Raw genomic sequence first — 12,977 nt, forward strand, 5'->3', positions numbered from 1 at the left:
TGTGCCGCCTATAAAAATCCCTTGTTAACGAAACCAATATGTGGCGCTCGTCGTCAGGGGATTTTTCGCTCTAAATTTCGCTAGGAGCGACCTGAAACCAGAAACAGGGAAAAAATCTGGGTGAGTAAGGTGTGAGTTATGGGTTATTTTTTAAGACGTTTGTCGTTCTATCTTGTCGCGCTCTTAGTTGCAGCGACGTTAAACTTTATTATTCCGCGAGCAATGCCTGGTGACCCAGTTACCATGATGTTTGCTAACGCTTCTGTACAGGTGACGCCAGAACGAATCGCAGCAATGAAAGAACTGCTCGGTTTCGTTGATGGGCCGATTTACATTCAGTACTTTTCGTACATTAAAAACATTCTAAGTTGGGAGCTAGGTACATCAATCCAGTTCTACCCTCTTTCAGTTAACTCTTTACTAGGTAGTGCATTTGGCTGGTCTCTCTTCCTAGCTGGTACTGCGGTTGTACTTTCTTTCTCAATCGCTTCTGTACTCGGTATTTTTGCCGCATGGAAGCGTGGTAGTAAGTACGATGCATTCGTAACGCCTGGTACATTGATCATTCAAGCTATCCCACAGATGGTTATCGCAATGTTAGCACTGTTTACCTTTGCGATTGGCCTAAAATGGTTCCCATCTGGCTATGCTTACACGCCAGGTACTATCCCTGATTGGTCAAGCTGGGAGTTCATCAAAAACGTGGGTTACCACGCAGTGCTCCCTCTATTCTGTGCAACCATCGTTCAGATCGGTGGCTTCCTCGTCAATATGCGTAACAACATGATCAACCTTCTCGCCGAAGACTACATCACGATGGCGAAAGGCAAAGGGCTGAGCGAGAACCGTGTCGTCTTCAATTACGCCGCACGTAACGCGCTACTTCCAAGTGTAACCGCGCTATCTATGTCTTTGGGTATGGCCATTGGTGGTCAATTGATCATCGAGATGATTTTCAACTACCCAGGTTTAGGCACCGTGCTACTTAACGCAATTCACGCTCGTGACTACCAAGTACTTCAAGGTCAGTTAATTATCATGACGATGTTCATGCTGTGCTTCAACTTAATGGCTGACATGCTGTACATGATTCTAGACCCTCGCCTACGTACGGGAGGCAAATAATCATGAAAGAACTATTCAAACTTATTTTAGGTAACTCATTCGCTCGAATCGGTCTTGGTATTGTTACCGTATTCGTATTCGTTGCGATCGCAGCTCCTTTACTTACGAAACATGCGCCAGACAAGCGAACCGGTAATCCACACGAATACCCTAGCTTTGTCGTAAAACAAGCGCAAAATAATCCTGATGGCTGGGTAGCTAAAAATCTAGCAGATGATCGTCGTACGCTGATTATGTCGAAAAAGGCTGATCACGTTCTGGGAACTTCACGTATGGGTCGTGATATTTGGTCACAAGTGGCTTACGGTGCTCGCGTATCGCTAGGTGTCGGCTTTGGTGCTGGCATCATCGTATGTTTCCTAGCGACGGTCATTGGTATCTCGGCAGGTTACTTCGGCGGCAAAGTGGATGACATATTGAGTGCAGCGATGAACATCATGCTGGTAATCCCTCAATACCCATTGCTCTTTGTACTGGCAGCCTTTATTGGCGAAGCAGGTCCACTCACCATTGCCTTGATTATCGCTGGTACCTCTTGGGCGTGGGGCGCACGTGTTGTCCGTTCTCAAACCATGGCTCTACGCGAGAAAGAGTTTGTGAAAGCCGCTGAAGTATTGGGCGAGTCTTCATTCCGCATCATCTTCGTTGAAATTTTACCAAACCTAATCCCGATTGTCGGTGCAAGCTTCATCGGCTCAGTAATGCTCGCTATCAATACTGAGGCTGTAATCTCGTTCTTGGGCCTAGGCGATGCCAACACCATCAGTTGGGGCATCATGCTTTACAACGTGCAAACCTCATCAGCAATGTTGATTGGCGCATGGTGGGAAGTATTAGCACCTTGTATCGCCTTAACTCTTTTGGTGACTGGTCTTGCTCTACTTAACTTTGCCGTTGATGAAATTGCTAACCCACAGCTTCGTTCTCACAAAGGCATGAAACGCTGGAAGAAACTGGCAGAGAAAGACAAGAAAGAGCGCGCGCCTGAAATGGCACCACAAAATGCACTATGGAGCGGAGATAAATAATCATGACTGCACCACTAATTTCTATCCGTAACCTATGCGTAGATTACATCACAGATGCGGGCGATGTCCGCGCCTGTAATAACGTTAGCTTTGACATTGCGCCAGGTGAAGTCTTTGGCCTGGCAGGTGAATCTGGCTGTGGTAAATCCACAGTTGCTTTCTCGCTAATGCGTCTTCATAAGCCGCCAGCATTCATCACTGGTGGTGAGGTCATCTTCAACGGTGAAGACATCATTAAGTACAGCGATGAACGTATGCAATCATTCCGCTGGAGCGAGATGTCGATGGTGTTCCAAAGTGCAATGAACGCATTAAATCCGGTGCTTACGATGGAAGAGCAGTTTTGCGATGTCATCATGCGCCACACCAATATGACACGTGAACAAGCGAAAAAGCGCGCCGAAGGATTGTTGGAAATCGTTGATATTCATCCAAGCCGCTTGAATGACTACCCACACCAATTTTCTGGTGGTATGCGCCAGCGCTTAGTCATTGCGATTGCTCTGGCTCTCAACCCAAAGATGATCATCATGGATGAGCCAACGACGGCACTCGATGTTGTGGTTCAGCGTGAGATCTTACAAAAAATCTATGCACTGAAAGAAGAGTTCGGCTTCTCGATCCTTTTCATTACCCACGACTTGTCACTCATGGTCGAGTTCTCGGATCGAATCGGCATTATGTACTCCGGTGAGTTGATTGAAGTCGCCCCTTCTAAGCAAATTCTGGAAAGTCCTTACCACCCTTACACCAAAGGTTTGGGTAGCTCTTTCCCTCCACTAACTGGTCCTAAAACCAAATTAACTGGTATTCCAGGCAACCCTTTGAACCTATTAGAGATTCCTCAAGGCTGCCGCTTCCAAGCTCGCTGCGACCGCGTCCACGAAGCTTGCACACGAGTACCAACTCAGCTGCGTCAAATTGAACCTGGTCGTTTTTCAAATTGCCACTTATACGGCGACACGATTGCTCAAGCTAAGGTTTAACAACAAAAAATAACGCTAGCTAAGAACAAAATTACACTGGAGAGAATTATGAGCAAACAACTCGGCGAACTGCTGATTGAGGGTAAACATGTCGTTAAGGACTTCCCTTTAAATAGTAACTCAATCAAGCAGTCAAAAATGCGCGCGATCAACGACGTGTCATTCAAGATGTACAAGAGCCGCGGTTTGTCAGTAGTAGGTGAATCAGGCTCTGGTAAATCTACTACCGCTAAAATGATAGCTAAAATGTACGCCCCTACAGAGGGGGTGATCGAATACAGAGGTCGTGATATCCAAGATATTACCTCTCGACATGACTTGATGACATACCGTGAAGGCGTACAAATGGTATGGCAGGACCCATTTGGCTCACTAAACCCTACACACAATATCTTTCACCACATTGCTCGCCCGTTGCTGATCCATAAAAAGATTGCACCAGGCAACAAAAAGGAACTGGAAGAACGTGTGTACGACCTACTTGAACAAGTTGGTCTTATTCCACCAAAAGAAACGGCGCAAAAGTTCCCGCACCAGCTATCTGGTGGTCAGCGTCAACGTGTAAACCTAGCTCGTAACATCGCTGTAGGTGCAGAAGTGGTATTGGCAGATGAGCCAACATCAATGCTGGACGTGTCAATTCGTGCTGGTGTTCTTAACTTGATGGAAGAGATGAAGTTCGAGAAACAAATGTCTCTGCTTTACATCACTCACGACATCGCAACGGCGCGTTACATTGCTGAAGATCTCGCGGTTATGTACGTAGGTCACATGGTTGAATGGGGCGATACTGAAGAAATCATTCACGATCCTCAACACCCATATACGCAACTGTTGGTATCTGCTGTGCCTGATCCATCGAAGTCTATCCACGAGAAGCTGAAAGGCAACAAAGGGGAAATCCCACTTTGGACACCGGATTCAGTCGGCTGCCCATTTGCAGGACGCTGCGTACACGCAACCGATAAATGTCGCGAACGACTACCGGGCGTCACTCAGCTTTCTGAGAACCACTTTGTTCGCTGTTACTTATTTGAAGATTAATTATAACGAGGGTCAGGTTCAGCCTGACCCATTCCTGTTTTATCGTTTCCCGGAGACATTGAATGCTGCTACTGACTAACCACATTGGTTATGAACATCTGGGCCCAAAGAAAGCCATTGTCCAGACCGAACAACCACACTTGTCTTCTTACACTGCCCAATTGATTTGTGCCACTACCGAGCAAACCGTGGCAACTTTTGCGGTTGAAGAACAAGGTAAAGTGGCGAACTGGCATCAGGGCTATTTCTACCTCATCGACTTTTCATCTTTCACAGATTCAGGCGACTATTTCCTGCAAGTGGAAGATTCGCGTTCTTCTTATTTCACTGTTGGCGAACATATTCTGTTGAATCAAACCCTGTCAGATGTGCTCCACTACTTCAAATCACAACGTTGCGGTGGGGTTTTCGATCAACAAGATCGACAAGTGCCAGTGCTCAACGCCAACCAAACAGTTGATGTTCACGGTGGCTGGTACGACGCATCTGGAGACGTTAGTAAATATTTAAGTCATCTTTCATACGCTAATTATTTGAACCCTCAACAAACCCCAATGGTGGTTTGGAACATCCTAAAAGGGCTTTCATTGTTTGAAGGAAGCGAAGACATTGCAGCCTTCACACGTACACGTCTTATTGAAGAAGCCCTGTTCGGTGCAGACTTCCTTGTTCGTATGCAAAACGAAAAAGGCTTCTTCTACATGACGGTCTTTGATAAGTGGAGCAAAGATACTGCGCAACGAGAAATCTGTGCCTACGAAACGCAACTTGGTCACAAATTTGACGACTACCAAGCAGGCTTTCGACAAGGCGGCGGTGTAACCATCGCAGCGCTGGCCGCGGCGTCGCGTTTAGGTGTTCACGGCGAATACGATCAACAAAAATACCGCAACGCTGCTGAAAATGGTTACTGGCACTTAAAAGAGCACAATACGCAGTACCTCAATGATGGTGAAGAAAACATTATCGACGAATACTGTGCGCTACTAGCCAGTGTAGAACTGTTTAAAGCCACCAAAGAAACTCGCTACTTGGAAGAGAGCCGTTGGTGGGCACAACGCTTAGTTGCCCGCCAAATGAGCGACGAGCAGATTCAACACTTTTGGTCTGCAAACCAAGACGGCAGTCGTCCATACTTTCACGCAGCTGAAGCTGGCCTACCCGTTATTGCCTTGTGCGAATATCTATCAATTGAAGACGACTCCGTACAGACAGAATCTGTAAAACGCATCGTTAACCGAGCGTGTGAGTTTGAGATCAAAATATCCAATAAAGTGACCAACCCATTCGGTTACCCTCGCCAGTATGTTAAAGGCGTAAATGAGTCAAAACGCGATGCATTTTTTGTCGCACACAACAATGAATCCGGCTATTGGTGGCAAGGCGAGAATGCTCGATTGGGCTCACTCGCGACCATGGCGTATCTTGCTCAACCGCATATAGCGTCGCAAGAAATACAGCAACAACTTTCCGTATTTGCTCAAGATGCATTGAACTGGATTGTAGGCTTAAACCCATACGACATGTGCATGCTTGATGGCCATGGTCGTAACAACCCTGATTACCTTCCTCAACATGGTTTCTTCAACGCTAAAGGCGGTGTGTGTAACGGAATCACTGGCGGCTTTGAAGACGAGGAAGACATCGCATTTAACCCACCAGCACAAAAAGACGACATGTTACAAAACTGGCGCTGGGGCGAACAATGGATCCCGCATGGCGCTTGGTACTTACTCGCGATAATGAGTCAAGCTCAGCATATTTCTCAGTTGGCAACCTCTAAAAATATTAAGGAACAATAATCATGGGGATGTATTTTGTTGGTATTGATGGTGGCGGCACGTCATGTCGAGCCAGGATTAAAGATTCACAAGGTAATTTTCTTGGCGAGGCCAAAAGCGGCAGCGCCAACATCATGCTAGGCGCTGAAATTGCAATGGCTTCGATTCTTGAATCCATCACTTCGGCTGCCGAGCAAGGCAGCCTGACACAACAAGATTTTGCATCGATGCACGTCGGCTTAGCCCTTGCAGGTGCTGAGCACAAAGCATCTTGGCAAGCCTTCATGTCTCTTCCTCATCCGTTTGCCAGCATGACTCTTAATACTGATGCTTACGGCGCGTGCGTTGGTGCACACAATGGCGAAGATGGCGCAATCATGATCGCAGGAACAGGCTCTTGTGGCATCTATCTTAAAGGATTGGAGCAACACGTTGTCGGTGGTCGTGAGTTCCCTATTTCGGATCAAGGTGGCGGCGCAGTGATGGGGCTTCGCCTAGTTCAACAAGTGTTGTTAGCTGAAGATGGCATCAGAGAGAAAACGCCTCTGGCACAACACGTCATGGCACATTTCGAAAATGACGTTGATAACGTGGTGGCTTGGTCTAAAAAAGCGCTTCCTCGTGATTATGGGCAGTTTTCTCCTGCAATTTTCCAACATGCAGAACAAGGTGATGCACTGGCAATTGAGATGCTGAAGCAAACTGCAGCTGATATAGAAATGTTTCTCGTGGCATTAAACAAGCGCGGCGCAACGCGTATTTGTTTAATGGGCAGCATTGCTGAACGTATTTTACGTTGGCTTTCGCCACCCATTCAGCAATGGGTTGTTGAACCACAGTTTGACGCGATTGAAGGCGCAATTATGTTTGCAGGTAAGCCTGAACACAACCTTTACTCGCTCAATGCGGCGTAGGAGTAGATATGGAATATCGTGTTGATCTCGTCGTCCTATCAGAGCAAAAGCAAAACTGCCGTTTTGGACTGACGTTTCATAATTTAAGCGATCAAGATCTCCACAATTGGAGCCTGATTTTTGCTTTTGATCGCTACATTCTGCCCGATAGTGTTTCGAATGGTCAGCTCAAGCAAATTGGCAGCTATTGCACTCTCAAACCAGAAGGGTTGGTGCTGGCAGCTAACCATCATTTTTACTGCGAGTTCAGTATTGGTTCGAACCCATTCCGTTACTATTCTGATGGATTCAATGAAGCCTTGGTCAACTTTGAAGTCAACGGCAACCTTCAGCGAGCTCAAGTCGATGTCACGCCGATCGTATTGGCTTCACCGTACCGTGAACGTAGTGAGATCCCTTCCAGCTTGACGCATGCGCAGCCTTTATTGCCAAAACCAAACCATATAGAAGTCAGCGATCACTGCTTTAGCTTTAATCATCACGCTGGCGTTGCGGTTTATTCAAACCTAGCCAATTCAGCTAAAGAGTGGTTACTTGAAGAGCTTAAGCGCATTCATCAATTTGAGTTCGCATCAGACAATGGCAGTCAGATCATCTTCAAAGGCAACCCAACCTTGGATGAAKGCGCTTACAAGCTGAAGGTAGCAGAAGAGTCGATCAAAATTGAAGCAGGCTCTTCGTCTGGTTTTACCCATGCTTGTGCAACGTTATTGCAACTGATCAAAGTTGGCGATCAACCGAATTCCATGGAAGTGGTTTGCTGTTCGATCAAAGACCGACCACGTTTTCGTTACCGCGGTATGATGCTAGATTGTGCTCGCCATTTTCACTCTGTTGAGCAAGTCAAACGTTTGATCAACCAGTTGGCTCACTACAAGTTCAATACATTCCATTGGCACCTTACCGATGATGAAGGTTGGCGAATTGAGATCAAATCATTGCCTCAACTAACCGATATTGGCGCATGGCGTGGGTTGGATGAAACCAATGAGCCACAGTACACGCACCTTGCTGAGCGTTACGGCGGTTTTTACACTCAAGAAGACATCAAAGACGTGGTTGCCTTTGCTTCGAAACGAGGCATCACTGTTATCCCTGAAATCGATGTACCAGGCCACTGCCGAGCTGCCATCAAGTCGTTACCACACCTATTGGTAGAAGCAGAAGATACCACTGAATACCGCAGCATTCAGCATTACAACGACAATGTCATTAACCCAGCTCTGCCGGGGAGCTATGAGTTTATCGACAAAGTGTTGGAAGAAGTCTCCGCGTTGTTCCCTGCCCCTTATGTTCATATCGGTGCGGATGAAGTACCTAACGGCGTATGGTCAAAAAGCCCAGCGTGCCAAGCACTAATGGAACAACTGGGTTACAGCGACTACAAAGAGTTGCAAGGGCACTTCTTGCGTCATGCCGAAGACAAACTGCGCAAACTTGGCAAGCGCATGCTGGGTTGGGAAGAAGCACAGCATGGCGACAAAGTCAGCAAAGACACAGTGATCTATTCGTGGTTAAGCGAAGAAGCGGCGTTGAACTGCGCGCGCCAAGGTTTCGATGTGGTGCTACAACCAGCGCAAACCACCTACCTAGATATGACCCAAGACTACGCACCAGAAGAACCGGGCGTGGATTGGGCTAACCCGTTGCCGCTAGAAAAAGCTTACAACTATGAACCACTCGCTGAAGTGCCAGCCGACGATCCAATACGTAAACGCATTTGGGGCATTCAAACCGCATTGTGGTGCGAAATCATCAACAACCAGTCTCGTATGGACTACATGGTCTTCCCGCGCTTAACCGCAATGGCAGAAGCATGTTGGACAGACAAACAACACCGAGACTGGACCGACTATTTATCACGTTTGAAAGGCCATCTACCTCTGCTTGATTTGCAGGGAGTGAATTACCGTAAACCGTGGAAGTAATACAGAGCTGATGTAGAAGCATCACGCTTGAAGAGTTTTTAAATTTTGGCTGCAGACGCAGCTTCGTAAAAAGGAAAGACACAAATGAAATACGGCTATTTCGATAACGAGAATCGTGAATACGTCATTACTCGCCCTGATGTACCTGCTCCTTGGACCAACTACCTAGGTACAGAAAAATTCTGTACCGTTATCTCGCACAACGCGGGTGGCTACTCGTTCTACAACTCTCCAGAATACAACCGTGTTACTAAGTTCCGTCCAAATGCGACATTCGATCGTCCAGGACACTACGTTTACCTACGTGATGATGAGACGGGAGATTACTGGTCAATCTCTTGGCAACCAGTTGCGAAAAGCCTAGACGAAGCGAACTACGAAGTTCGTCATGGTTTGTCGTACTCTAAATTCAAGTGTAAATACAGCGGCATTAGCGCAACCAAAACGCTCTTTGTACCAAAAGGCGAAGATGCAGAAATTTGGGATGTGGTCATCAAGAACACCTCTGACAAACCGCGTACGATCAGTGCATTCTCATTTGTTGAGTTCTCATTCAGCCACATTCAATCTGATAACCAAAACCACCAGATGTCTCTCTACTCTGCTGGTACGTCATACAACGAAGGTGTGATTGAATACGACCTGTACTACAACACTAACGATTTCGAAGGCTTCTACTACCTAGCATCAACGTTTGATCCAGATTCATACGACGGTCAACGTGATAGCTTCCTAGGTCTATACCGCGACGAAGCAAACCCACTAGCAGTAGAACAAGGTAAGTGTTTTAACACCGCACAAACGTGTTACAACCACTGTGGCTCTCTGCACAAGCAATTTACTATCCAACCAGGAGAAGAAGTTCGCTTTGCTTACATTTTAGGTATCGGTAAAGGCAACGGTGAGCGTCTACGTGCTAAGTACCAAGACCTTGCAGAAGTCGACAATGCATTTGCTGGCATCAAAGCACACTGGGATGAGCGTTGTGGCAAGTTCCAAGTGAAATCACCAAACGAAGGTCTAGACACCATGATCAACGCTTGGACGTTATACCAAGCGGAAACTTGTGTGGTGTGGTCTCGTTTTGCTTCATTCATTGAGGTGGGTGGTCGTACTGGTCTTGGTTACCGCGATACGGCGCAAGATGCAATCTCAGTTCCTCACGCTAACCCAGCAATGACGCGTAAACGTATCGTTGACCTACTGCGCGGCCAAGTGAAAGCGGGTTACGGTCTACACCTATTCGATCCTGATTGGTTCGATCCTGAAAAAGCAGATGTTAAACCATCTAAGTCTCCAACAGTTGTTCCTACTCCGTCCGATGAAGATAAGATCCACGGTATTGAAGACACTTGCTCTGATGATCACCTATGGCTAGTACCAACCATCTGTAAGTACGTGATGGAAACCGGTGAGCACAGTTTCTTTGATGAAGTGATCCCTTACGCAGATGGCGGTAATGCAAGCGTTTATGACCACATGAAAGCAGCGCTAGACTTCTCTGCGGAGTACGTAGGTCAAACCGGTATCTGTAAAGGTCTGCGTGCAGACTGGAACGACTGTCTAAACCTAGGTGGTGGTGAATCTTCAATGGTGTCGTTCCTACACTTCTGGGCACTGCAAGAGTTCATCGACCTAGCGAAATACCTAGGTAAAGCAGCCGACGTTGAAAAATACACGGAAATGGCAGCAAACGTTCGTGAAGCGTGTGAAACACACCTTTGGGATGATGAAGGCGGTTGGTACATCCGTGGTCTGACGAAAAATGGCGACAAGATCGGTACAGCGCAACAAGCAGAAGGCCGAGTGCACCTAGAGTCAAACACGCTTGCAGTACTTTCTGGTGCGGTATCTCAAGAGCGCGGCGAAAAAGCGATGGACGCGGTCGACGAGAACCTGTTCTCTGAATACGGCCTTCACCTAAACTCACCATCTTTTGCAACACCAAATGATGACATCGGCTTCGTAACTCGCGTTTACCAAGGCGTAAAAGAGAACGGTGCAATCTTCTCGCATCCAAACCCATGGGCTTGGGTAGCTGAAGCGAAACTGGGTCGTGGTGACCGTGCAATGAAATTCTACGATGCACTAAACCCATACAACCAGAACGACATCATCGAAAAACGTATTGCAGAACCATACTCATACGTGCAGTTCATCATGGGTCGTGACCACCAAGACCACGGTCGTGCAAACCACCCATGGTTAACAGGTACATCTGGCTGGGCTTACTTCGCTGTTACCAACTTTATCCTTGGTGTACGTACAGGCTTCGATGGTCTAACTATCGACCCATGTATCCCAACTAACTGGCCTGGTTTCGAAGTGACTCGTCAATGGCTAGGTGCAACGTACAACATCAAAGTGGTTAACCCTGATTCAGTGAGCAAAGGCGTTAAGTCGATTACCGTAAACGGTGAAGCTGTAAGTGGTGCATCTGTACCAGTTCAAGCGGAAGGTTCAGTAAACGAAGTTATCGTTACTCTAGGTTAATCATCTTTTAGGGGAGTTCTTCTCCCCTTTTGATTTATCCGATGCACTGAGTTTGATGAGTGCATCGGTTCGCTAGCAAAGATTTAAGAGGCGGTGGGATGCCGCTCTTATCGAGGATCGAATCATGATCAAATTTGGTACAGGCGGTTGGCGTGCATTTATCGGTGAGGAGTTCACTAAAGATAATGTACGTTTGGTCGCTCAAGCAGTTGCAAACATCACGAATAACGAATCGGTTGCTGATCGCGGCTTTGTGATTGGCTATGACCGTCGCTTTCTGTCTGACAAAGCTGGCCGTTGGTTTGCCGAAGTTTTAGCAGCAAACGGCATCGTCGTTAGCTTTATCGATAAGTTTGTTCCAACGCCTATCGTAATGTTTAAAGCGAAGGAAATGGGCTGCGCTTACTCGGCATGTATTACGGCATCGCACAACCCGGCCGATTACAACGGCATTAAAGTCTTCATTGAAGGCGGTCGTGATGCAGATGAAATCATCACCCAGAAAATCGAATCACAAATCAATACGCTCACTGCACAAGATGTAAAAAGTGTCGATTTTGAACAAGCGGTTGAAGATAAGCTGATTCAAATTATCAACCCGATGAACGAATTCGTAGATTCGATAATTAACTTTATTGATATCGAGTCGATCAAAAAAGCCAACCTACGCGTTTTGATTGACCCGATGTTCGGTGTCGCAAAAAATGCACTGCAAACCGTATTAATCAACGGCCGCTGTGACGTTGATGTGATTAACGATGGAAAAAACCCAGACTTCGGTGGGTTAATGCCTTCGCCAAGTGCTGCAACACTCTACCGTTTGATGCACCTAGTAAAAGAGCAAGGTTACGATATTGGCATCGGTACCGATGGCGATGCGGACCGTCTTGGTATTATTGACGAAAAAGGTAACTTCATTCATCCGAATGAAGTCCTGATTCTACTTTATTATTACTTATTGGAGTACAAAGGTTGGACAGGTTCCGTGGTACGTAACATCGCGACGACTCATCTTCTCGATAAAATTGCTGAAGACCACGGTGAAAAATGTTTTGAGGTACCAGTAGGCTTTAAGCACATCAGTTCTCAAATGGAAGCGGATGACTCACTGATTGGTGGGGAAAGCTCTGGCGGCCTAACCATTCGTGGCCACATCAAAGGTAAAGACGGCGTATTCGCATCAAGCCTATTGGTAGAAATGATCTCAGTAACCGGCAAGAAGCTGTCTGAGTTGCTAGATGAAATCTACGGTAAGTACGGCTACGCGTACATGGCAGAAGGTGATTGCAAATTCAAACCAGCGCAAAAAGAAGTCCTGTTCAACAAGATATATGTTGAAAAACAACTGCCTGAGTTTGAGTTTGAGATCGAAAAAGTCAGCTACGAAGATGGTGCGAAAGTCTACTTCAAGAATGGCGGTTGGATCATCGCCCGCTTCTCTGGTACTGAGCCACTACTGCGTATTTTTGCAGAAATGCAAGATAAGGACACTGCGGAACGTGTTCTTCAACAGTTTAAAGACTTCTTATCTTTATAACTGACCTTGTGCCCGCTTCGAGCACTTCGGCTACGCTTGTCATGTAATTCAAGCTGTCGCTAAGGGGAAGAATACTTGCCCGGCATCACTGCCGGGCTTTTTTATTGTGTGTAGGCAGGCATAAGAGAATAGTAAAGGTAC

9 protein-coding genes are annotated in these 12,977 nt (G+C 46.7%); all 9 read left to right on the forward strand.

Features of this window, described 5'->3' with window-relative positions:
• The first annotated feature begins 138 nt into the window (after nucleotides 1-138).
• A complete protein-coding gene (locus tag R2S67_RS10575) occupies nucleotides 139-1,125 on the forward strand; it encodes an ABC transporter permease (RefSeq protein WP_005394705.1) in 987 nt (328 codons plus the stop codon).
• 2 nt (nucleotides 1,126-1,127) lie between these two features.
• Nucleotides 1,128-2,153 carry an ABC transporter permease gene (locus R2S67_RS10580; RefSeq protein ID WP_005394707.1) on the forward strand — a complete coding sequence of 342 codons (1,026 nt, stop codon included), beginning with the start codon at nucleotides 1,128-1,130 and terminating at the stop codon, nucleotides 2,151-2,153.
• 2 nt (nucleotides 2,154-2,155) lie between these two features.
• Nucleotides 2,156-3,139 (forward strand): ABC transporter ATP-binding protein, encoded by a 984-nt coding sequence (locus R2S67_RS10585; protein WP_005394709.1) that lies wholly within the window; start codon nucleotides 2,156-2,158, stop codon nucleotides 3,137-3,139.
• Between the two features lie 48 nt (nucleotides 3,140-3,187).
• Complete coding sequence (locus tag R2S67_RS10590; RefSeq protein ID WP_005394711.1) at nucleotides 3,188-4,183, forward strand: ABC transporter ATP-binding protein; 996 nt, start codon at nucleotides 3,188-3,190, stop codon at nucleotides 4,181-4,183.
• 62 nt (nucleotides 4,184-4,245) lie between these two features.
• Nucleotides 4,246-5,985, forward strand: a complete 1,740-nt coding sequence (locus R2S67_RS10595) for a glycoside hydrolase family 9 protein (protein ID WP_317343770.1) — start codon at nucleotides 4,246-4,248, stop codon at nucleotides 5,983-5,985.
• Between the two features lie 2 nt (nucleotides 5,986-5,987).
• Nucleotides 5,988-6,878: an N-acetylglucosamine kinase gene (locus R2S67_RS10600; RefSeq protein ID WP_203346940.1), complete on the forward strand. Its 891-nt coding sequence runs from the start codon at nucleotides 5,988-5,990 to the stop codon at nucleotides 6,876-6,878.
• Between the two features lie 8 nt (nucleotides 6,879-6,886).
• Entirely contained in the window at nucleotides 6,887-8,806 is a 1,920-nt protein-coding gene (locus R2S67_RS10605; RefSeq protein ID WP_317343773.1) for a beta-N-acetylhexosaminidase, read from the forward strand.
• A gap of 84 nt (nucleotides 8,807-8,890) precedes the next feature.
• Nucleotides 8,891-11,299: a GH36-type glycosyl hydrolase domain-containing protein gene (locus R2S67_RS10610; protein WP_317343774.1), complete on the forward strand. Its 2,409-nt coding sequence runs from the start codon at nucleotides 8,891-8,893 to the stop codon at nucleotides 11,297-11,299.
• Between the two features lie 124 nt (nucleotides 11,300-11,423).
• Complete coding sequence (locus R2S67_RS10615) at nucleotides 11,424-12,836, forward strand: phosphoglucomutase/phosphomannomutase family protein (protein ID WP_005396733.1); 1,413 nt, start codon at nucleotides 11,424-11,426, stop codon at nucleotides 12,834-12,836.
• Nucleotides 12,837-12,977: the final 141 nt, after the last annotated feature.

Origin of the sequence: Vibrio sp. T13N (assembly GCF_032970445.1) — a bacterium.
GTDB classification, from domain to species: domain Bacteria; phylum Pseudomonadota; class Gammaproteobacteria; order Enterobacterales; family Vibrionaceae; genus Vibrio; species Vibrio diabolicus.